Source organism: Rhizobium freirei PRF 81 (genome assembly GCF_000359745.1).
GTDB lineage: Bacteria > Pseudomonadota > Alphaproteobacteria > Rhizobiales > Rhizobiaceae > Rhizobium > Rhizobium freirei.
Genome location: NZ_AQHN01000067.1, coordinates 12,006 through 32,620, shown reverse-complemented (window position 1 = coordinate 32,620; position 20,615 = coordinate 12,006). Strand labels below are relative to the sequence as shown.

Genomic DNA, 20,615 nt, shown 5'->3' with positions numbered 1-20,615 from the left:
GAGGCCCAGTCGCACTGTTCCCATGTGCCGCTTTGTCTACAGCCCGGTTATCATATGTCGTAGCTTGCCGACTTGGACGATGCCGTCGTGGATAGCGACGGCATCGTCGAACGTATGCGCCGGTTGATCGACAAGGCTGGCGACGACAGATGGCTTTGGGCGAGAGCCCTTTATCAGAGCGCACCGCTCCGGTTGAGCGAAATTGCGTAGACGCTGGTGGTCGCCGTTATGAAAAGCCTGTGCTTGCCGCGACCGCCGAAGCATAGATTGGATACGGTTTCCGGCACCAGGATTTTACCCATGAGATGCCCGTCGGGCGCGATGCAATGAACGCCGTCGGCTGCGGATGACCAAAGGTTGCCGTCGCTGTCGAGCCGCATGCCATCGGCGCAGCCAGGCGAGATCACATGGAACACGCCGCCGCCGGAGAGGCGCCAATTTTCATCGACATTGAAGACGCGGATATGCTGCGGATCGCCGCTGTGGATACGGCCGGTATCGGCGACATAGAGCTTCTTCTCGTCCCGGCTGAAGGCAAGCCCGTTCGGGCAATGGAAATCGGTCAGCACCGCCTGCATCGTGCCGGATGGATCGACACGATAGACATTGCAGGGCAATTGCTGCTCGCTTCTGTACCCCTCGTAATCCGTGGCGATGCCATAATGTGGATCGCTGAACCAGATGGCGCCGTCGGAGGTGACGACGACATCGTTAGGCGAATTCAGACGCTTGCCCTGATAGCTGTCGGCGATCACCGTGATCGATCCGTCGAATTCGGTGCGCGTCACCCGCCTGCCGCCATGCTCGCAGCTGACGAGGCGGCCCTGCCGGTCGCGCGTATGGCCATTGGAGAAATTGGAAGGCTCGCGAAAGACGCTGATGCCGACGCCGGGTATCCAGCGCATGATGCGGTTGTTGGGAATGTCGGAGAAGAGCAGGCAATTCAGATCCCCGAACCAGACCGGCCCCTCGACCCAATCGAAGCCGGTGGCGATCTGCTTGACCGGAGCATTGCCGAGGACGAACGTCCCGAAGGCGGGATCTATGATCTCGAAGAACGACATTGCGACAATACCTCCCATAAAGTTACACCGTCTGTTCGATGTGTTATCGATAACCTATTCAGATGAGTCCGCAAGCGGGGAGGATTGTGTATGAACCATATTCTGACATCGAGTGTTCTGAGCGACGAAGGTGTGATGACCTTGCTGACCGCTGCCATCAGCGCAGCATCGCAGATGCGGCAACCGCAGTGCATTGTCATCGTGGATCAGAGCGGGGTAACGCTTGGTTCCTTCCGCATGCGCGGTTCACGCTTCCAGTCGCTCAAAAGCGCAACTGCCAAGGCACAGACGGCCGCTTCCATCGGCGCACTCAGCCACTCCCTGCCGGAACATGCGAGAGTGCCGCTGGCGGTTGCCACCCATGGCGGGATGACGGGTTTGCGCGGGGGCTTGCCGATCCGGGTTGCCGGCGAACTTCTCGGCGGGATCGGCGTGGGATCAGGCTCTGGAGAACAGGACGAGCAGGTGGCACGCGCCGCCCTTAAGGCGATCGGCGCGGATCTTGAGTAGAGATTATCTCGTGTGAAATCCGCCCGCCTTGCGACGGGCGGATTTCATACACGCTGGCGGGATCAGGCAAAGACGATTTGCGCCTTCATGGCCTTGCTGCGATCCGAGGCGATTTCGAAGGCGCTGATCGCGTCGGCAAGCGGCACGGTATGCGTTATCAGCGGCCGCACATCGATAAGGCGCTTGCGCATCAGGTCGACACCGACCGCAAATTCCTCGTGGAAGCGGAAGGAGCCGCGCAGCTCCAGTTCCTTGGCGGTGATCGCCATCATCGGCAGGCTCATGTCGCCGCCGAGGCCGAGCTGCACGATGATGCCGCGCGGACGAAGGGCTGCAATGCCGCCGACCAGCGCTGCGGCTGCGCCTGAGCATTCATAGAGCACGTCGAAGGTGCCCTTATCTGCGGAATAGGCGGCAAGGGCTTCGGGCTCATTCTTCGTGTTGATGATCCTGTCGGCGCCGGCGGTCTTGGCAAGCGACAGTGTGAAATCCGAAAGGTCGGTCGCCACGATCTCGGCGGCACCCGCCCGGCGCGCCGCCAGGATCGACAGGACACCGATCGGGCCGCAGCCGGTGACGAGAACGCGCTTGCCGAGCATCTCGCCGGCGCGTCTCGTTGCATGCAAGGTGACCGCCAGGGGTTCTGCCATCGCCGCTTCGCCGGGGGTCAGGCCATCGGCGGGCACGCATTGGATGGCGTCGGCGACCAGCGTCTCGCGAAATGCACCCTGAATATGCGGGAAGGGCATGGCGCTGCCATAAAAGCGCATGTTGAGGCATTGATTGGGCAATCCCTGCAGGCAGTAGCGACAGGTCCGGCACGGGCGGGAAGGGGAAACGGCGACGAGTTGGCCGACCTCGAGGCCTTGCGCGCCGGGGCCAAGTGCGACCACGGTCGCACTGACCTCGTGCCCAAGGATCATCGGCTCCTTCAGGCGCACCGTGCCGAAGCCGCCATGGTGGTAGTAATGAAGATCGCTGCCGCAGACCCCGCCGGTCGCGAGCTTCAATTTCACTTCTCCCGCACCCGGTTCTTCCTCCGGACGATCCTCGATCCGCACATCCTTGGCGGCGTGAGCGACGATGGCTTTCATGTCTTGCTCCTCAAAGAACGGGTGTCGGCAGCGCCTGGCCGGCGAAATGGGCAGTGAGATTGTCGCGGACAAGCTGGCCCATGGCCTTGCGCGTCTCGATCGTGCCGGAGGCATGATGAGGTTGCAGGAGCACGTTGTCGAGCGCCAGGAAACGCGGATTAAGCTTCGGTTCGCCTTCGAAGACGTCGAGCGCTGCCGATCCGAGCTTGCCGGTCTCCAATGCCCCTAAAAGCGCTTCCTCGTCGATATTGGAGGCTCTGGATATGTTGATCAGCATGCCTTCCGGTCCGAGCGCCTCGATTACCTTATGACCGACAATATGCCGGGTTGCAGCCGAAGCGGCGAGCGTCACGAACAGGAAATCCGATTGTTTAGCCAGCTCGACCGGATCGGCCACGAATGTCATGTCTGATGCATAGGGCTTTGCCTCGACATCGGAATAGGCAATCTGCATGTCGAAGCCCTTCAGGCGCTTGGCGACCTCGAAGCCGATGCGGCCGAGGCCGAGCACACCGGCACGCCGTCCCCAGACCCGGCGCTTGAGGGGGTAAAGGCCCTTTTGCGCCCAGCTGCCATCACGTACCCAGGTTTCCGCACCGATCATGCCGCGTGATTGGCAGAGCATCATAGCAATCCCCAGGTCCGCAACGTCATTGGTCAGAACGTCGGGTGTATTGGTGACGCGGATCCCGCGTTCGCGGCAGGCTTGCAGGTCGACAGCGTCGAAGCCGACGCCATAGACCGAAATGACTTCCAGTTTGGGGCAGGCTTCGATCACGGCGCGGTTGGCGCCGAGCTCACCCCGTGTCGCAATGGCCCTGATCGACGGCCCGACTTCGGCGAGCAGTTTTTCCTTGTCGGCAGCCTCGAAATAGCGATGAACCTGAAACGTCGCATCGAGCGGCTCCTGATCCCATTGCGGGTAGGGGCCAATCTGCAGGATCGGTGGCTTGTCCATCTTTTGCGTCCTCTCTTGACATCGAATGTTATCGATAACATAAACAGGGGCAGCGATGATTGTCGAGATAAAAATGGAGGAAGCGATGTCTCTTGGTCTTTTCGATCTGAAAGGGCGGCGCGCCCTGGTGACGGGTTCTTCCCAAGGCATCGGGCTCGCGCTCGCCAAGGGGCTGGCGTCGGCCGGCGCAGAGCTCGTGCTCAACGGCCGCGATAAGGAAAAGCTCGCCAAGGCGGCTGAGAGCTTCGAAAGCAAGGCGCATGTTTTGGCATTCGATGCCACCGATCATGAGGCTGCGCGGCAGGCCGTCGATGCGTTCGAGGCCGATACGGGTGCGATCGATATCCTCGTCAACAATGCCGGCATGCAATTCCGCACGCCGCTCGAGGATTTTCCGGCCGATGCTTTCGAGCGGCTTCTGCGCACGAACATATCGAGCGTCTTCAATGTCGGTCAGGCCGTCGCCCGCCACATGATCAAGCGCGGTGCCGGAAAGATCATCAACATCGCAAGCGTGCAGACGGCACTGGCGCGTCCCTCGATCGCGCCCTACACGGCGACGAAGGGCGCTGTCGGCAATCTGACCAAGGGCATGGCGACGGACTGGGCCAAGTATGGGCTGCAATGCAATGCGATTGCGCCCGGTTATTTCGATACGCCATTGAACGCGGCTCTCGTCGCCGATGCGGATTTCTCGGCTTGGCTCGAAAAGCGCACGCCCGCCGGTCGTTGGGGGCGCGTCGAAGAACTGGTCGGCGCCTGTATTTTCCTAGCCTCCGACGCTTCCTCCTTTGTCAACGGTCATGTGCTCTATGTCGATGGCGGCATCACAGCCTCGCTCTGATGGCGCAGAGCCGCGCCGCTTCGTCGTCATGGGGGTCAGCGGCTGCGGCAAGTCGTCGGTCGGCTCAGCGCTCGCGCAGCGCCTTGGCGGTATTTATGTCGACGGGGATGATCTTCATCCCGCGGCCAATGTCGCCAAGATGAGCGCAGGCATTGCGTTGACCGACGGCGATCGATGGCCCTGGCTCGACAAGATCGGTCAGTGTCTGGCTTTGGCGGATGACACGGCGCTGATTGGATGTTCGGCGCTGAGGCGTAGCTATCGCGACCGGATCCGGGAGGTCGTCGGCGCGCCGGTTTCGTTCATTCATCTGGCCGGCACGCGGGAAACCATCCTGAGACGTTTGCAGGCAAGGCGGGATCACTTCATGCCGCCGGCATTGCTCGACAGTCAATTTGCTGCTCTCGAACCGCCCGGTGCTGACGAAGAAGCGATTACCGTCGATATTGATCAGCCGCTGGATATGGTCGTTGCGGCCATCATGACAGCATTGGAGGAGAGGCAATCATGAGCAATAAGGTGGCGCTGATCGGCGCCGGCGCAATGGGCGGGGCGATCGGCGCTCGCCTAGTGGAAACCGGCAACAACCTGACGGTTTTCGATCTCGACAAGGACAAGGTTGCCGCGCTCACCGCAAAAGGTGCCACGGCAGCCGCCAGCGCGGCTGCGGCGGCAGCTGTTTCCGATTTCGTCATACTGAGCCTCAATTCGCCGAAGATCATTCATGCTGCGGTGTTCGGGCTTGAAGGCGTTGCCGCAGGCGCAAGGCCGGGCGCGCTGATTATCGATATGTCGTCGATCGATCCCGACGCGACGAAGGCGATCGCCGCAGAAGCGGCAGATAGGGGATTGCGCTGGGTGGACAGCCCGCTTTCCGGCGGTGCGCCGAAGGCCTTGACCGGCCAATTGACCCTGATGGCCGGCGGCAGCGAACGGGATGTTCTGGATGCGCATCAGGTTCTGCGTCATGTGGCATCGAATTATACGCATATGGGGCCTGTCGGCGCCGGTCAGACCACCAAGCTCATCAATCAGGTTCTGTGCGCATTGAACTTTCTCGCGGTTGCGGAGGCGACGCAGCTGGCGCTTGACGCCGGCGTCGATGCCGCCAAGATCCCGCAGGCGCTGAAGGGCGGCAGGGCCGACAGCGCCATTCTGCAGGAATATATGCCGCGCTACGTGACCAAGGATTATCGCCGGACCGGCCGGATCGACAACATGGTCAAGGATCTGAACGGCGCTCAGGATCTCGCCCGGCGTACCAATACCGCAATGCCGCTGACGGCGGTCTGCGCCGAGATCCACCGCATGCTGACGGCTTCCGGGCTCGGCGGTGAAGATCAGGCGGCATTGATGGAATTCTTCAAAGGGCCGAACAAGGAGATCGCCGGATGATTACCCGATACGCATTATTCGAAGGCAAGGTCAGGGAAGGGGAGGCAGAGGCGTTTCGAACGGCGGTCATGGAAACCATTCTGCCGAAATGGAAGCAGTTTCCCGGCGCTCTCGACGTCAGAGTTACCTTTGCCGAGGCCCGCGACGAAGGGGCGCCTGAATTTCCGATGATTCTAGCCGTCAACTATCCCGACATGGCTGCCGTGGAAAAGGCTCTTGCAAGCCCGGTACGCACCGAAGCCCGTGCGGCAACGGAAGCGGTGCTGTCGCGGTTTTTCGAGGGACGTATCCATCATCATGTGACGCTTGCGCATGAGTTCCAGCTATAGGATGTTTCGCAAGGTGTTTTCCAGCGCCGGGCCGTCAAAGTTCTGTGACCGTCTAACGCGACACCCTGCAGTGCCTCTTGCCATTTAGGAAAGAGGCATATTACTCTGATGGTAACGATAACATAGGCCATCAATGAGTAACGATCGAAAAAAGCCTATCATGGCAGATATCGCCCGCGTCATGGGGGTTTCTCCCATGACGGTGTCGCGTGCCTTCAAGGCCGATAGCCTGGTGAGCCCGGAGACCCGCGAAGCGATCCTCAGAACCGCGGAAGAGCTTGGCTATGTCTTCGACAGCACAGCTTCCAACCTGCGTTCGCAAAAGTCCGGCTTTGTCGCGGTCACCATTCCTTCCATCAACAATGCCAATTTCGCAGATACGGTTGGTGGCCTCTCCGATACCTTGTCCAAGCGGGACATGCAGATTCTGCTTGGCTACACCAACTACAATGTCGAGGAAGAGGAGCGGCTGATCGAGCAATTGCTCCGTCGCAAGCCCCAGGCGATTGTCGTGACCGGCGGTGTGCACACGGAGCGCGCACGCCGGCTTTTGCAGACTGTGGCAATCCCGGTCATAGAGACCTGGGACATTCCGGCCGATCCGATCGGCCATTATGTCGGCTTTTCCAATAGGGCCGTCATGCGCGATATGGTCGATCATTTCGTCGCGCTCGGCTGTCGGCGTATCGCCTTCATCGGCGGCGATGTCGAGCGGGATTCGCGCGGTAGCGAGCGCAGACTAGGCTTTGTCGCGGCAATGCAAGCGCATGGCCTCGATGCTTCCAGGCTGATCGCGGCGGGATCGCCGCCGATTTCGATGCGGGAAGGCGCCAATGCCATGGCGAGGCTGATCGAACTTTATCCGGATACGGAAGCGGTCGTCTGCGTCTCGGATCTTGCTGCCTACGGTGCACTGACGGAGTGTCGCCGGCTTGGAATCCCTGTGCCCGAGCGTTTTTCCATCGGCGGTTTCGGCAATTATGAAATCGGCGAAGTCTGTGTGCCGACCCTGACGACGATCAACGCTTTCGCGCGGGAAATCGGCGCGCGGACCGCGCAATTGATCCTCGATATTCTGGACGATACGCAGACTGTCGCCGACGTTAAGATTTCGCCACAGCTGATCGCGCGCGAAAGCAGCCGACGGCCGTCAGTATAAGCTCAGCGAAATGGCGCGGCCTGCAAGCCGCGCCACTTCCCATGGCCGGGATCACTTGCCCCAGATCTTCTTGTATTGATCTCTGTAGCCATTGTCCGGATCGAACGTGTTTTTCGGGCCGCCGTCGGACTGGATGTTGCCGGACGTTACAACATGCAGCGGCGACAGATAGCCGGACCATTTCTCGCCGGCGAAAGCACGATTGAGTTCATCGACCAGTTGCCAGCCCTGGAGATTGAGCGGCTCGGCGACCGTGACCTTCTGATATTGACCAGCGCGAATGCGCTCATAGGCCGACTGTGAACCGTCGCCGGCGGCAACATTGATCGGCGCATCGGTGCCGCCCTTGCCGGCGGAGGCAAGCGACGGACCCATGAAGTCGAAATAAAGGTCGTTGATCGCGAGCGAGTGCGTCCAGCTGTCACCATACCTCTGCAGGAGCGAGGTCGTGAGCTGCGGCATGCGTTGAGATGTCTCTGCGATCGGAGTATCGACATATTCGAGCACTTTGCCGCCCAGCCGTTCGATCTCCTGCTTCATCTTGTCGGCCTTGGCAATGGCGATCGCATAGGTCGAATCCGTGAAGATGATGACGCCCGGCTTGCCCTTGGCATCGGCGAATGCCCAGTTGGCTGCGGCTTTCGAGACTTCCATGGCATCGGTGCTGACATTGGCGAAGAGGCCGTTCTTGTCATCGGGACCGATGACCGGGCCGGCATGCCAGGCGACCAGCGGGATCTTGGCGGCTTTTGCCTGTTCCAGCGCAGGCCCCTGCTCGACGGCATCGAAGCCGTCGATGATGATGCCGGCAGGCTGCAGGGCTATCGCCTGGCCGAACGCGGCCGTGCGTCCGCCGATGGAGCCTGCGCCATCGAGAACCTTCACCTGCCAGCCGATCGCTTTTGCCGCCTCTTCGACACCGTTGCTGACGCCGAGAATACCGCCATTCTTGAGGTCGCCCGCCAACACGACGATGGTCTTGCCAGCCTGCGCCTTCGGTCCCGTCGTCGGGCCGTCCCATTTGGCGACCGGGGTTGCATATTTGTCAACGACGGCCTTGGCGTCCGCCATCGGATCGGCATAGGCGTGGCTGGCGCAAAGCACCAGTACCGCGGTTGCGGCTTGCAGGAATTGTCTACGATTCATGTCTTCTCCTCCCTTTGAACATTTGAATGGCAGATGACTTTTATTCTTCCGCCGGCTTGGCGGAGAGTTGCGACGCCTGGGGTGGCGCCATGCGCCCGGCATGGCTGCGACGGCGCTGCGCATAGCCAGCTATACCGATGGCGACGAGCAAGGTGACACCGTTGAACAACGGCTCGACATAGAAGGAGCCGCCGAATTGTTGGATGCCGGCAATGCCGACGGCCAGGATGATGACGCCGATCATCGTGCCCCACACGTTGACGCGGCCCGGCTTGATGGTGGTCGATCCGAGGAAGGCGCCGACCAGTGCAGGCAGGAGATATTCAAGCCCGACGCTTGCCTGACCGATGCGCAGCTTGGAAGCAAGCAGAACGCCGGCGACAGCGGCAAGTGTGCCTGAAGTGATGAACGCGCCGATGACGAAGCGGCGGACGGGGATGCCATTCAGGGCGGCAGCCTTCGGGTTGGCACCGATCGCATAGACATAACGGCCGATCGGCAGATATTCGAGGACGATCCACATCGCGAAAGCAAGCGCCAGAACATAGATGCCGGTGATCGGCAGGCCGAAAACCATCGTTCCGTTCAGTGCATAAAATCCTTGCGGCAGCATGCCCACAACCTGCCGGCCGCCCGTATGCCAGAGCGCGATCGCATAAAGAACCGTGCCGGTGCCGAGCGTGGCGATGAAGCTGTCGATCTTGGCGACCTCCACCAATAGGCCGTTCAGAAAACCGGTCAGCGCGCCTAGGGCGATGACGATCAGCACGGCGACAGGCCAGGGCAGCCCGAACATCGTCTGAAGGCTGATCGCAAGCACATGCCAGAGCACGATGCCATAGCCGATCGTCAGATCGATGCGTCCCGCCGCCATCGGGATCATCGCCGCCAGCGACAGGATGGCGATGATCGTCTTGTCCGAAATGATCGAACGCAGGTTGAGCATCGTCGGGAAGGTCTGCGGCAGCAGAATGGAGAAAAGCAGGATCAGGAAGACGGTCAGGATGACGAGGCCATAGACCGGCAGCAGGCGCTGGATCTTCTGGCCGAAGCTCATTGACGAAAGCTCGGCGCGAGTTGGCTCAAGTGCATTGGATTCGATCGATTGCATGATGTTCCTCTCCGGTTCAGGCCGCTTCGGACGCAGATGCGGCGGCGATGACCGCCGGTGTTGTCAGGTCGCCGCCGCTAAGCTCACGCACGATCCTTCCGCGCGAAAACACGAGGGCACGATGGCAGATATGGGCGATTTCCTCGAAATCCGTGGAGACGACGAGGACGGCGAGGCCCGCCTCGACCGCCTCGGCGATAAGCCGATAGATGTCGGCCTTGGCACCGACGTCGACGCCGGCGGTCGGGTCTTCGGCGATCAGCAATTTGCGGCCTGTTGCCAGCCAGCGTCCGACAACGACCTTCTGCTGATTGCCGCCCGACAGCGCCTCGATGGCAAGGTTCTGATCATTCGGCCGGAGACCGACCCGGCTGCCGAGAGAATAGGCCATTTCCGCTTCGCGGCGCGGTGACAGGAAAGAGAACAGGCTGCGCCCCGATGCGCCTGGATTGAGGAAGGTATTTTCGCGCAGGCTGAGCGACATGGCGACGGACTCTTCCGTCCGGTCCCTGGCGATCAGCCCGATCCCGGAGGCCATCGCTGCAACCGTGCTGGAAAGATCAGGCTCGGCCCCATTCAATTGCACGCTTCCCTGCGACGGCTCGCAGCCGAAGAGGGCGCGCCCGATCAGCTCCTGACCGGCGCCTCGCAACCCGACGAGGCCAAGCAATTCGCCCTGGCGGATATCGAAGGATACGGGTCCGGCACCGCGGCAGGAAAGCTCCCTCACCGACACGATAGCAGGCCCTGCGCTTTTCCCGGCCTTGACGAACAGCTGATCAGCCTTGCGTCCGACGATCATGCGGATGAGCTCATCCGGCGTGGTCTCGGAAACAGGCTTCTGACCCACCAATTGCCCGTCGCGCAGAACCGCAACGCGGTCGGCAATGCGGAAGATTTCATCAAGGCGATGCGAGACATAGATCATGGCGACGCCGCGCTCTTTCAGCGGACGAATGGCAGCAAACAGCTTCTCGACTTCGTCGGCGGGCAAGCTTGCCGTCGGCTCGTCGAGAACCAGTACGTCCGCTTCGACGGCGAGCGCGCGGGCGATTGCAACAAGAGACTTTTCCGTGCGGGTCAGTTCCTGCACGCGGGTCGAAGGATCGAAATCGCAGCCGACCAGTTTGAGGGCTTCTGCTGTGCGCCGCTCAGTCGCGCGCCAGTCTATCAGTCGTCCACGTAAGGAGTAACCCTGCGCAAGCCCGACATTCTCGCCAACCGTCATCCATTCTATCAGCCCGAGATCCTGGTGGATGAAAGCGACCGGCTGACGCTGGTTTGGCTGCGGCGGCCGGTGATGATAGGGCTTGCCACGAAACAGGATCTGCCCGCCGTCCGGCTTGTAGATGCCTGCTAAGGTCTTGATGAGCGTCGATTTGCCGGCGCCATTTTCTCCGAGAAGTGCCAGGATTTCGCCACGCTGCAAGTCGAGAGACACATTCGATAGTGCACGCGTTCCGCCAAATTCCTTGGTGATGTCGGAAAATTCGAGCAGCTTTCCATTGTCCATTCCGCTCCTCCCAAAGCTTCGATGAGGAGGCTATGTTATCGATAACATTTCGTCAAGAGCTTCACTGTTGCGCTTGCGGCAGGATTTACAATTTCGCGATTAAAGGAGGTGAGCAGCCTATTGCTGCCGATGATCAGCTGGCCGACGGCTAGATTGGCGATCGGAGCGCGGATCATATTGAATGGTCTGGCTCAGTGTCGTGAGCGCGAAGGTTCCACCAAGCACGAGGCCGGCGACAAGGGTCATCATGACCACCATGATGCTCCCTTGCGACCGGACTCATTACGCTGACATCGTCTAGCGGCTGAATTTCAGATCGGGCTTTTCGCCGTCCCAGCTCTGAAGCCCGCCGGGAACCTCGCGGAAGCGAAGGCATTTGGTTCCCATCTTGCCGAGGATGCACATTGTATCGTTCTTAACCGACCAGGTGAGGGACAGCGTAAACGGCATGGGGCCGTGCACGCTTCCGGTGCCATCCTTGTTCAGGATGATCTTGAGCGCCTTGCCGTCGGGCGCATTCGCCGCCCAGGGCCGCCCGTCGGCGAGGATGGCGGCCGCCTTTTGCGGCGTCAGATAGGCCTGTCCTTCCGCGGCAAGCGCTGGGCCTGAGGCAAAAATGGAGGCAACCACCGCCATTCGTTTCAGATAGTTTTTCATATCGATATCCTTTCTTCGTTGATCTTGCTTGAAGTGCCGTAAGTTTGCTCGTTGCGAGCGACTTGCTGGATGGCCGGTGATGGCGGGCGTCATCCGCCTAGTGTCGTCACGGGGAGGCTGCCGCGCCCTTATCGCTCCAGCCTGGTGGCAAGCCCAATTGACCGGCGACCGCTCCCGTGATGCCCGGTGCGCGGCCGAATGGCCTGCAGGCCTCGTATTTCGGGTCGCCACCGAGCGATGCCTTGATCCTCTGCATCGAGAGCATGGCTGGCGTTCCTTTGAATGGATCGCGGCCTTTGACCAGCATGCGGCTGAAGTCGCCGCCGAAGGCGGAGGAGAGGGAGTAAGCATCTCCAACGACGGAGATGCGGGCCTTTGTCGTGAGCATGTTTGCGCCGCGCGACCAGAGCATTGCCGCCTTCTGCAACCCATCCTGACCGATTGCCTCTGCCTCGACGGACAAGCCTCCAAGACCGATCGGGATCCTCGGAATTGGAACGGCGAGCGCAACGGACGTGCCAAGCGATGCCGCGGCGGACGTCGCTGCAACCGTCCGGTTCGTCGGAACGATATCCGTGATCGTGGCATGAACGATCAGATCCGCTGGTTGGTTCGCTGCTACGATCTGGAAGCGGTCACCAAGCCCGATGCATAACGCCCGGTCGATGGCGTTTGTTACGAGAGCCAGGCTTTTGGGATCGAAGGCGCTGCTATTACCGATCTGCGCTACCGTCGGCTCGATGTGCACGGTCCGCGCGGCAAGGACCTGGGGCGAATCGACCCGCAGTTTTGCCTTGGTCATTGAGCCTCCCGAAGCGCTCATGCCGGCATAGGAACCAAGGGAGGTGCCCTGATGCAGAGGTATGTTTGCGCAAGAGGGGAGTGCTGCGAGCAGCACGATGCAGACTGTCGTACGCGCTGAGATTTTGGTTTGCCAAAGGCCGAACGTCATGGGCGGATCTTGTGAACTTTGATGATAGTTCAGCTGTAGCGCGCCCGGCGTTAATGGCAGTAAAGGCTGTGTAAAGTTAGGTAAAAGTCCCGGCGAGAGGAACCTCTCCCTAGAGGTTGCGGAGGCTCGAGCCAGATCGGCCGTGATCCGCCATCGGGCCAAAGGTTTCAGGCTTTCGGGGAATCTCGAGGGTGATCTCCAAGCCGCCGGTTACCGGCAGCGATGCGTAGACGCGTCCGCCATGGCGCTCGACCGCTTGCCGGGTGATCGCCAGGCCCAAGCCATATCCCCCTTGCGGCTCGGCGTCGTTACCTCGGGAAAACGGCTGAAAGATTCGTTCGATTTCGTCCCGCCCGACCCCTGGCCCCGCATCCGTCACGCGGATAATGAGAAGCTCCGCGGCCATCTCGCAAGACACGGTTACATTCGAATGCTCGGCGGTGTATTTGACGGCGTTGCGAACGACGTTTTCGAGCGCTCGATAGATAAGCTCGCCTTCCACCTCGGCCAGGAAAATGCCGTCGATGCTCATCGTGATCGTGACGCGCCGCGCCTGGGCTTCAAATGCTGCATCCCCAAGGATGTCGTTTAGCAGTTCGATGATATCGACGGATTGCGTTCTCAGCGGCAAGCTGGAGCCGGCGTTTAGCCTGGCAAGCGTCAGAATTTCGCCTACAAGCACATCAAGTCGTTCAACCTCCCTGTCCATGCGGTCGAGCATGATGTCGACCTTCGCCGGGCTCTGCCTGAGGACGCCGACCGCGGCCTGCAGACGAGACAAGGGCGAGCGCAGTTCATGCGAGACATCGTGGAAAAGTCGCTGCTGTGCGGCTTGAAGCTCCTGCAGCCGCGCAGCGCTGGAATCGAAATCATGCGCAAGTGCGGTGACCTCATCCTTTCGACCGGCCATCTTGTCACCGATGCGAAAATCGAAGCGGCCATGGGCAAGGGCACTCAAACCATCGCGAAGATGCACGACAGGACGAATGAGGTATCGGGCAAGGGCACCCGCCGCCAGCGTGCTCGATATCAGGATGGCGAGCCACGGCATCAATGGAGCGAAATTCTCGAAGGAGAAGCCGATTGGAGCCGACAGGGAAATCCGATAGCAAGCCCCATCCCTTACAACGGATCTTGTATCGCCGGTGTTCTCCTTCGCGCAGGTGTCGGGATCGGCAGCCCCCGAAATGGCAAGGCCGAGCGGCAGCGTCTTTTCGCTCGCGCGCACGAAACGCGCAGCGGCATCTGCGCCGTCCTGAACCAGGACGTTTGCCGTCAGGTCCAGAAGGAGACCTCGCCGTTCCTCGGCCAGTTCCCGCGCGAAAGGAACTGCCTGAAGCAGTTTGACGGTAAGGATGATGACCGCGACGGTCACCGCCAGTGTCAGCCAGATGATCGTGAAGAACTTCCAGAAAAGCCGGGGCATGGTCAGTCCACGAGAAGTTGATAGCCCTGGCCGCGAACGGATTGGATCCAGGATTGTCCGTCCTCTCTGAGCCCGAGCTTCTGGCGAACGCTGCTGATATGGACGTCGATGCGGCGATCGAATGGCGTAAGCGGCTTTCCGAAGGCCCGCTTCGAGATATCCTGCTTCGACACCAGCTGGCCGGCACTGCGGGCGAGAACTTCCAGCAGGCTAAATTCCGTGCCGGTAAGATCCAAAGCCTCGCCGCGCCATTCGGCCGTCCTGCTGCCCGGATGGATCGCGAGTTGCCCCGCCTTCAGCGTGTCGGTCGCCGCACCGGCTGTGGGCTGGCCCGCACGGCGAAGGATCGCGCGCAGCCTGGCCGCGAGTTCACCGGGCGAGCAGGGTTTCGGCACATAATCGTCGGCACCGAGGTTCAGGCCAGATATCCGGTCGATGTCATCGCCTCTTGCGGTCAGCATCAAGACGGGAACGGGGCTGAGCTTTCTGATTCTCTGCAGAACCTCGATCCCGTTCATACGGGGCATCATGATATCGAGCACGATGATATCCACCGTGTTGCCAGCGGCAGCGGCAATTGCCGCGCGCCCGTCCGTGTCCGTCGCCACGTCATATCCTTCTTCTGTCAGATATTCCTGCAGCAGCGTTGTCAACTCGACATCGTCGTCGATGAGGAGAACCTTGTTCATTCACATTGTCCGTCATTCGTATTTGGAAATATTACAACACAAACGCGGGCATGGGACCAAGTTTTACCTAGCTTAACACTAACTTGACTGCACTTAACGTTCGTCCGGCTACTGATCGACGTGGCGGCATTCGTCGCGGCCAACGATGGCCCGCGCGATGCCTTGAACTGTTAAGGAATGTATCGTTGAGAAAGTCGTTCATGACATTCGCCGTCGCACTTTTTGCGGCAGCGCTTGTGTTTCCCTCCCGCGATGGGTTGGCGGAGCAGGTCGCAGCACCTGCTCTTACCGTCTCGGTGACAACGCCGGCGCAGCGGGACTGGCCGGAGACCGTTCCTGCGAGCGGCTGGCTAAAGCCATGGCAGGAAGCGATCATCGCCTCGGAAACGGCCGGCTTGCGTATCACCGATATTCTGGTGGATGTAGGATCCGTGGTAACGAAAGGGCAGACGCTAGTCCGACTTTCCCAGGACAGCGCGTTGGCCGATCTTCGCAAACAGGAAGCGGCCGTCGTCACCGCACAAGCAAATCTGGCCAAGGCCAAGGCCAATGCTGATCGCGCGCGCCAGCTTCGCTCCTCGGGTGCGCTTTCCGTGGAGAAGATCACCGAATATCTAGCCGACGAACAGACTGCAACAGCAAGTCTGGCGTCTGAAGAAGCCGCCCTCGACAGCACCAAGATCAAGCTTGCCCAGACGACCATCACTGCCGTCGACGACGGCATGATAACGTCGCGGTCCGCAGAGCTCGGCGCCGTCGTTTCCGCGGGCACGGAGCTGTTTCGCCTCGTTCGTCAGCAGAAAGTTGAATGGCAGGCCGAGGTTTCCGCCCGCTACCTTCCGCGCATTTCGGAAGGCTTGAAGGTCGAAATCAACGGAGCGGATGCTCTCTCGGTCCAAGGCAGGGTGAGGCTTGTCGGACCGTCGGTCAGCACGGATACCAGCCGGGCGATCGTCTATGTCGCGCTTCCAGCCGACGTCCGTCCGCGCGTTGGACTTTACGTTACGGGCAATATCGAGCTGCAAGCCACTCCGGCCCTCGCGGTTCCGGAAACGGCGATCGTGTTTCGCGATGGGATCAACTACGTGTTCATCGCCGACGGGGACAAGCGGGTGCGCAGGGTCCGTGTGGAAACGGGTCGCCGTAACAACGCAGAAGTTGAAGTCGTTTCCGGCATAGGTCCGTCGTCGCAAGTCGTGAAGTCCGGCGGGGCGTTTCTGTCGGACAATGACGTCGTGAAGATTGCGGAGAAAGACTGATGAACTTCTCCGCTTTCTCGATCCGTAATCCTGTCCCGGCGATATTGCTGTTTGCAATGCTTGCCGTCGGAGGACTGCTGGCCTTCAGGCATCTCCCGGTCCAGAATTTCCCCGACATGGACCTCCCGGCCATCACCGTCACCGCCACGCTCGACGGCGCGGCGCCGACGCAGCTTGAAACCGAGGTCGCCCGCACCATCGAGGATAGTCTCGCCTCGCTGACCTATCTCGACCACATCACCACGACGATCACCGACGGCACCGTCTCGATCAAGGTTTCCTTCAAGCTGGAGAAAAACAGCGAAGCAGCACTGAATGAGGTCCGTAATGCCGTGGATAGCGTGAAGGCCAATCTACCCGCGCAAATGGAGACGCCGAGCGTCACCAAGGTCACGACGCAGGGTTCCGCGCTGGTCACCTATGCCGTCCGCTCGAGCGCTCTCAACGAGACCGAGCTTTCCTGGTTCATCGACAACGATATGACCAAGGCGCTGCTGTCGGTGCCGGGCGTGGGACAGGTCAACCGGATCGGCGGCATCGACCGAGAGGTTCACGTCGATCTCAATCCCACGACCATGGCCTCGCTCGGCGTTACCGCCGCCACGGTATCGGCGCAGCTGAAAGCCGTGCAGGCGGATACGTCAGGCGGTCTCGGGGAAATCGGCGGCGCCCGGCAAACGCTGCGCACACTCGGCGCCATGCCTTCAGTCGAAGCCTTGAAGGAGCTCCGGATTCCTCTGGCCAACGGACAGCAGGTCCGCCTCGATGACGTGGCGTCCGTCAAGGACAGCTTCGCGTCCCGCTCCTCGATGGCCTATCTCGACGGCAAGCCGGTTGTGGCGGTCGAGATCAAACGCTCCAACGGCTTTTCGGACAGCGGCGTCGCGACCGATGTCGACAAGGCGATCAAGACGTTCGCCGCCAGCCATCACAATGTGCAGATCGACGAAGCCTACAGCACGATCGGGCCGATCATCGACAATTATGATGGTTCGATGCACATGCTCTACGAGGGCGCGATCCTGGCGATCGTCGTCGTCTGGCTGTTTCTTCGGGATTGGCGTGCGACGATCCTGTCGGCGGTGGCACTCCCCCTATCGGTCATACCGACCTTCCTGGTCATGTACCTCGCCGGCTTCAGCCTGAATATCGTCACCCTGCTGGCGCTGTCGCTGGTGGTCGGCATCCTTGTCGATGATGCCATCGTCGAGATCGAGAATATCGCGCGCCACCTGAAGATGGGCAAGCGGCCGCTCGATGCAGCGATGGAAGCGGCCAACGAGATCGGGCTCGCCGTCATTGCGACCACCTTCACATTGGTCGCCGTCTTCCTGCCGACGGCTTTCATGAGCGGCATACCGGGCCTTCTGTTCCGTCAGTTCGGCGTCACGGCTGCAGTTGCGGTCCTCGCCTCGCTTGTCGTCGCCCGCCTGCTGACGCCCATGATGGCGGCCTATTTCATGAAGGCCCATCCTGCGACGGAAGAAAGGGATGGCCGTATCATGCGCGCCTATATGGCCGTCGCGAAAGCAGCCCTGAACCACAGGAAGATCACGGTGGCTGCAACCGCCGTGGTGGTCGCACTTTCGTTTTCCGCGATCCCCCTGCTGAAATCGGGCTTTATCCCGGCATCCGACGATGCGCGCACGCAGATCACGCTGACGCTGCAGCCCGGCGTCACGATTGAACAGACCGATGCGGCGACCAGGAAGGCTGCGGATATCGTAGCCAAGCTACCCGACGTGACGCGTGTCTTTTCTTCGGTCGGTTCCGCATCCTCGGGCGGCGGCCCGGATACCTCCGCGACGAGCAATGTCGGATCAGCCACGGTCGTCGTCGTATTGACGCCCATTTCTGAGCGCAATCGAAAGCAGTCGGCGATCGAAAATGATATCCGGCAGGCTCTCTCCGTCCTTCCCGGATTGCGTGTGGAGGTTGGCAGCGGTGGTAACGGGACCAAGCTCGATATCACCCTGGCCAGCGACGATGCCAATGTGTTGGATAGCGCCAGCACGGCATTGGAGGAGCAGCTTCGCACGCTACGGGGGATCGGCGCGGTCACGTCGACCGCATCGAGGCAAGCCCCCGAGATCCAGATCACCCCCGACTTCGCGCGTGCCGCAGCACTCGGGATAACGTCGAATGCGATCGCCAGCGCCGTACGCGTGGCCACGAATGGCGAATATTCCTCCAACTTGCCGAAGCTCAACCTGCCGCAGCGGCAGGTCCCGATCGTCGTGCGCTTCTCGCCCGAGACACGAACGAAGCTGGACGACATCAGGAATATGCGGCTGGTCGGCACGAATGGCAGTGTCGATCTCGGGTCCATTGCCGACATCCGGATTGGCGGCAGCCCCTCCGAGATCGACCGCATTGACCGAATGCGCAATGTCACGGTCTCCGTCGAACTCAACGGCCGCATTCTGGGCGATGTCCATGCCGAGGCGCAGGCGCTTCCCGCGCTCCGGCACTTGCCGCCGGGAGTTGCCCTGGTGGAACAGGGCGAACTTCAGCGCAGCTCGGAACTGTTCCAAAGCTTCGCCCTTGCAATGGCGATCGGCATATTTTGCATCTACGCGGTCCTCGTTCTGCTCTTCCATGACTTCCTGCAGCCATTCACCCTGCTGATGGCACTGCCGCTGTCGCTCGGCGGCGCGCTGTTGCCACTTGTGTTGACCGGAACCAGCTTCTCGATGGCGGCCGTCATCGGCCTGCTTATGCTCATGGGCGTGGTGACCAAGAATTCCATCCTGCTTATCGAATATGCCATCATGTCGCGAAATGAGGGCATGCCCCGGTTCGATGCGCTGGTGGATGCCTGTCACAAGCGTGCGCGGCCAATCGTCATGACCACCATCGCCATGGCGTCGGGCATGCTTCCGGCCGCGCTCAGCCTGACGGGCGGTGATTCCAGCTTCCGGCAGCCGATGGCTATCGTGGTGATCGGCGGGGTCATTGTGTCGACGCTGCTCAGCCTCATCGTCATTCCTGTCATCTTCACTTTTGTGGACGACCTCCACGAGACCCTCAATCGGCTCTTTCGTCGCGCTGGGTTTGGTCGCGAAGTGACCTTCGGCCCGGAGCTGCTGCACGATGCATCCAATGACCATAAAGCGATCGCTTTCAGGCCTGATCACTCAAAACGAGGGCAGGGTCATAAATGATGCCTGGTAAAACAGACGCCATGTTTGGCGCCGTTCAGGGCAAATTCTTCGGTCGAGTTCCTTCCGCCGGAACAAAGCCGCGGGACGTATACCCTCGCAGGCGGCGCCGCAATGCCGCCTGCGCGTCCTGCCATTCGACAGGGAGGAGCCTGGTCCGGGCGCTTGGCCTTTTGCTTCCTTTCCTGCTCATCTTGTCCGGATGCGTGCAGACGCTGGATAGGGCATTGGACGCAAGCGAGGCGGACAAAGCCTCGGTTGCAGGCTATGGCGAAATCCGGACCTATCTGGATGCCCGGCTCGAGGAAGCGCCGCGGGATGTCCCGAACTGGGCGCCCGCGACCAGACGAGGGAAACTCGATGCTCTTATGATTTCCGGCGGCGGTGCCGGCGGCGCCTTCAGCGTCGGCGTGCTTTCTGCTTGGAGTGCGGCCAGGACCCGCCCGCAGTTCGATGTCGTCACCGGCGTCAGTACGGGTGCCTTGATCGCGCCCTATGCATTTCTCGGATCGGCCTATGACGACACCCTCGTTGATCTCTACACCAGCGGCATCGCGCAAAAGTTGGTTCGGACGAAAGGCTTCGTCGGCCTTTTTGGATCGAGCCTGTTAAGAGCCGAACCATTAAGACAGATGATCGCGCGCTACGTGACGCCAGCACTCCTGCGGCAGGTTGCCGCCGAACATCGCAAAGGCCGCCGGCTGTTCATCTTGACGACCAATCTCGACACCCAGCGCGCGGTCGTGTGGAACATGGGCGCCATTGCCAACAGTGGCCGGCCCGATGCCCTGAAGCTGTTTCAAGATGTTCTAACGGCGTCGGCGAGCATTCCAGGCGTTTATCCCGCGGTCATGATCAGGGCAGATTCCGGAGGGCGTCACTTCGAGGAGATGCATTCAGACGGAGGATCGGCCTCGCAGATACTGATGATGCCGCAAGCTCTCCTGACCAGCTCCAGCCGGCCCTTGCTCACCCAAGGCCAGAGCGTCAATTTCTACGTGATCGTCAACAATGCGCTCATGCCGGAATTTTCCACGACACCCGACAGGACCTTACCGGTTATCATGCGGGCCTATTCCATCTTCATCAAATCGCAGACACAAAGTGCGCTGACCGCTCTCTACAATTACTCCAGGCTAACCGGAGCCCGTTTCCGCGTTGCCTCGATCGATGCACAAGTTCCCTACTCCACCTTCGATCCGTTCAACACCAATTACATGCGAGCGGTCTATAACCTTGGATACGCCGAATTTGCCGCTGGAAGTCTCTGGAAGGACAAGCCGGTTTTTCGCTGACGAGGTGGCGCAGACCTGCCGCGCAAGGCTTTGCAAGCGTGAGCACGTTCTCC

At 60.6% G+C, this 20,615-nt stretch carries 19 protein-coding genes; 9 read left to right on the top strand and 10 right to left on the bottom strand.

What is annotated here, in order from left to right:
- Window positions 1-173 precede the first annotated feature (173 nt).
- Window positions 174-1,064, bottom strand: coding sequence for an SMP-30/gluconolactonase/LRE family protein (locus tag RHSP_RS17725; protein WP_037152648.1), 891 nt, complete (start codon window positions 1,062-1,064; stop codon window positions 174-176).
- A gap of 90 nt (window positions 1,065-1,154) precedes the next feature.
- Here RHSP_RS17725 and RHSP_RS17720 point away from each other — a divergent pair, with 90 nt between their 5' ends.
- A complete protein-coding gene (locus RHSP_RS17720; RefSeq protein WP_004120207.1) occupies window positions 1,155-1,574 on the top strand; it encodes a GlcG/HbpS family heme-binding protein in 420 nt (139 codons plus the stop codon).
- 62 nt (window positions 1,575-1,636) lie between these two features.
- Here the strand turns inward: RHSP_RS17720 and RHSP_RS17715 are convergent, their stop codons facing one another.
- Together RHSP_RS17715 and RHSP_RS17710 are read right to left on the bottom strand one after the other, a co-directional pair.
- A complete protein-coding gene (locus RHSP_RS17715; protein WP_004120204.1) occupies window positions 1,637-2,668 on the bottom strand; it encodes an L-idonate 5-dehydrogenase in 1,032 nt (343 codons plus the stop codon).
- 10 nt (window positions 2,669-2,678) lie between these two features.
- Window positions 2,679-3,626: a 2-hydroxyacid dehydrogenase gene (locus RHSP_RS17710; RefSeq protein WP_037152645.1), complete on the bottom strand. Its 948-nt coding sequence runs from the start codon at window positions 3,624-3,626 to the stop codon at window positions 2,679-2,681.
- A gap of 85 nt (window positions 3,627-3,711) precedes the next feature.
- On the opposite strand from RHSP_RS17710, the gene RHSP_RS17705 reads away from it, so the two are divergent.
- From RHSP_RS17705 to RHSP_RS17685, 5 genes are all read left to right on the top strand, one after another.
- Window positions 3,712-4,470 (top strand): SDR family oxidoreductase, encoded by a 759-nt coding sequence (locus RHSP_RS17705; protein WP_037152727.1) that lies wholly within the window; start codon window positions 3,712-3,714, stop codon window positions 4,468-4,470.
- Window positions 4,445-4,981 carry a gluconokinase gene (locus RHSP_RS17700; RefSeq protein WP_004120196.1) on the top strand — a complete coding sequence of 179 codons (537 nt, stop codon included), beginning with the start codon at window positions 4,445-4,447 and terminating at the stop codon, window positions 4,979-4,981. The genes RHSP_RS17705 and RHSP_RS17700 overlap by 26 nt, the downstream gene beginning before the upstream one ends.
- Window positions 4,978-5,865, top strand: coding sequence for an NAD(P)-dependent oxidoreductase (locus RHSP_RS17695; protein ID WP_004120194.1), 888 nt, complete (start codon window positions 4,978-4,980; stop codon window positions 5,863-5,865). Before RHSP_RS17700 ends, RHSP_RS17695 begins: the two co-directional genes overlap by 4 nt.
- The gene (locus RHSP_RS17690; RefSeq protein WP_004120191.1) at window positions 5,862-6,194 is read left to right on the top strand and encodes a hypothetical protein; all 333 of its coding nucleotides are present in this window, start codon (window positions 5,862-5,864) and stop codon (window positions 6,192-6,194) included. The genes RHSP_RS17695 and RHSP_RS17690 overlap by 4 nt, the downstream gene beginning before the upstream one ends.
- 133 nt (window positions 6,195-6,327) lie before the next feature.
- The gene (locus RHSP_RS17685) at window positions 6,328-7,353 is read left to right on the top strand and encodes a LacI family DNA-binding transcriptional regulator (protein ID WP_037152639.1); all 1,026 of its coding nucleotides are present in this window, start codon (window positions 6,328-6,330) and stop codon (window positions 7,351-7,353) included.
- Window positions 7,354-7,404: 51 nt separating this feature from the next.
- Here RHSP_RS17685 and RHSP_RS17680 read toward each other — a convergent pair whose 3' ends face one another.
- From RHSP_RS17680 to RHSP_RS17650, 7 genes are all read right to left on the bottom strand, one after another.
- Window positions 7,405-8,499 (bottom strand): ABC transporter substrate-binding protein, encoded by a 1,095-nt coding sequence (locus RHSP_RS17680; RefSeq protein WP_004120185.1) that lies wholly within the window; start codon window positions 8,497-8,499, stop codon window positions 7,405-7,407.
- A gap of 40 nt (window positions 8,500-8,539) precedes the next feature.
- Window positions 8,540-9,610, bottom strand: a complete 1,071-nt coding sequence (locus RHSP_RS17675; RefSeq protein WP_004120181.1) for an ABC transporter permease — start codon at window positions 9,608-9,610, stop codon at window positions 8,540-8,542.
- A 16-nt stretch (window positions 9,611-9,626) separates the two neighbouring features.
- A complete protein-coding gene (locus tag RHSP_RS17670) occupies window positions 9,627-11,123 on the bottom strand; it encodes a sugar ABC transporter ATP-binding protein (RefSeq protein WP_004120178.1) in 1,497 nt (498 codons plus the stop codon).
- A 297-nt stretch (window positions 11,124-11,420) separates the two neighbouring features.
- On the bottom strand, window positions 11,421-11,780 hold the full coding sequence (locus RHSP_RS17665) for a hypothetical protein (protein ID WP_004120175.1): 360 nt from the start codon (window positions 11,778-11,780) through the stop codon (window positions 11,421-11,423).
- Between the two features lie 106 nt (window positions 11,781-11,886).
- The gene (locus RHSP_RS17660) at window positions 11,887-12,732 is read right to left on the bottom strand and encodes a DUF3313 domain-containing protein (protein ID WP_037152636.1); all 846 of its coding nucleotides are present in this window, start codon (window positions 12,730-12,732) and stop codon (window positions 11,887-11,889) included.
- A 109-nt stretch (window positions 12,733-12,841) separates the two neighbouring features.
- Window positions 12,842-14,158 (bottom strand): HAMP domain-containing sensor histidine kinase, encoded by a 1,317-nt coding sequence (locus RHSP_RS17655; RefSeq protein WP_004120169.1) that lies wholly within the window; start codon window positions 14,156-14,158, stop codon window positions 12,842-12,844.
- 2 nt (window positions 14,159-14,160) lie between these two features.
- Window positions 14,161-14,847: a response regulator gene (locus RHSP_RS17650; RefSeq protein ID WP_004120167.1), complete on the bottom strand. Its 687-nt coding sequence runs from the start codon at window positions 14,845-14,847 to the stop codon at window positions 14,161-14,163.
- A 200-nt stretch (window positions 14,848-15,047) separates the two neighbouring features.
- Here RHSP_RS17650 and RHSP_RS17645 point away from each other — a divergent pair, with 200 nt between their 5' ends.
- From RHSP_RS17645 to RHSP_RS17635, 3 genes are read left to right on the top strand one after another with little or no spacing between them, the layout of a single operon-like run.
- Window positions 15,048-16,106: an efflux RND transporter periplasmic adaptor subunit gene (locus RHSP_RS17645; RefSeq protein ID WP_157385367.1), complete on the top strand. Its 1,059-nt coding sequence runs from the start codon at window positions 15,048-15,050 to the stop codon at window positions 16,104-16,106.
- Window positions 16,106-19,270: an efflux RND transporter permease subunit gene (locus RHSP_RS17640; protein WP_004120161.1), complete on the top strand. Its 3,165-nt coding sequence runs from the start codon at window positions 16,106-16,108 to the stop codon at window positions 19,268-19,270. Before RHSP_RS17645 ends, RHSP_RS17640 begins: the two co-directional genes overlap by 1 nt.
- Complete coding sequence (locus RHSP_RS17635; RefSeq protein WP_004120158.1) at window positions 19,270-20,562, top strand: patatin-like phospholipase family protein; 1,293 nt, start codon at window positions 19,270-19,272, stop codon at window positions 20,560-20,562. The genes RHSP_RS17640 and RHSP_RS17635 overlap by 1 nt, the downstream gene beginning before the upstream one ends.
- Window positions 20,563-20,615: the final 53 nt, after the last annotated feature.

Coding starts and splice junctions, on each gene's coding strand:
- RHSP_RS17725 (WP_037152648.1), bottom strand. CDS start 1,064: ATGTCGTTCTTCGAGATCATAGATCCCGCCTTCGGGACGTTCGTCCTC.
- RHSP_RS17720 (WP_004120207.1), top strand. CDS start 1,155: ATGAACCATATTCTGACATCGAGTGTTCTGAGCGACGAAGGTGTGATG.
- RHSP_RS17715 (WP_004120204.1), bottom strand. CDS start 2,668: ATGAAAGCCATCGTCGCTCACGCCGCCAAGGATGTGCGGATCGAGGAT.
- RHSP_RS17710 (WP_037152645.1), bottom strand. CDS start 3,626: ATGGACAAGCCACCGATCCTGCAGATTGGCCCCTACCCGCAATGGGAT.
- RHSP_RS17705 (WP_037152727.1), top strand. CDS start 3,712: ATGTCTCTTGGTCTTTTCGATCTGAAAGGGCGGCGCGCCCTGGTGACG.
- RHSP_RS17700 (WP_004120196.1), top strand. CDS start 4,445: ATGGCGGCATCACAGCCTCGCTCTGATGGCGCAGAGCCGCGCCGCTTC.
- RHSP_RS17695 (WP_004120194.1), top strand. CDS start 4,978: ATGAGCAATAAGGTGGCGCTGATCGGCGCCGGCGCAATGGGCGGGGCG.
- RHSP_RS17690 (WP_004120191.1), top strand. CDS start 5,862: ATGATTACCCGATACGCATTATTCGAAGGCAAGGTCAGGGAAGGGGAG.
- RHSP_RS17685 (WP_037152639.1), top strand. CDS start 6,328: ATGAGTAACGATCGAAAAAAGCCTATCATGGCAGATATCGCCCGCGTC.
- RHSP_RS17680 (WP_004120185.1), bottom strand. CDS start 8,499: ATGAATCGTAGACAATTCCTGCAAGCCGCAACCGCGGTACTGGTGCTT.
- RHSP_RS17675 (WP_004120181.1), bottom strand. CDS start 9,610: ATGCAATCGATCGAATCCAATGCACTTGAGCCAACTCGCGCCGAGCTT.
- RHSP_RS17670 (WP_004120178.1), bottom strand. CDS start 11,123: ATGGACAATGGAAAGCTGCTCGAATTTTCCGACATCACCAAGGAATTT.
- RHSP_RS17665 (WP_004120175.1), bottom strand. CDS start 11,780: ATGAAAAACTATCTGAAACGAATGGCGGTGGTTGCCTCCATTTTTGCC.
- RHSP_RS17660 (WP_037152636.1), bottom strand. CDS start 12,732: ATGACGTTCGGCCTTTGGCAAACCAAAATCTCAGCGCGTACGACAGTC.
- RHSP_RS17655 (WP_004120169.1), bottom strand. CDS start 14,158: ATGCCCCGGCTTTTCTGGAAGTTCTTCACGATCATCTGGCTGACACTG.
- RHSP_RS17650 (WP_004120167.1), bottom strand. CDS start 14,847: ATGAACAAGGTTCTCCTCATCGACGACGATGTCGAGTTGACAACGCTG.
- RHSP_RS17645 (WP_157385367.1), top strand. CDS start 15,048: ATGACATTCGCCGTCGCACTTTTTGCGGCAGCGCTTGTGTTTCCCTCC.
- RHSP_RS17640 (WP_004120161.1), top strand. CDS start 16,106: ATGAACTTCTCCGCTTTCTCGATCCGTAATCCTGTCCCGGCGATATTG.
- RHSP_RS17635 (WP_004120158.1), top strand. CDS start 19,270: ATGCCTGGTAAAACAGACGCCATGTTTGGCGCCGTTCAGGGCAAATTC.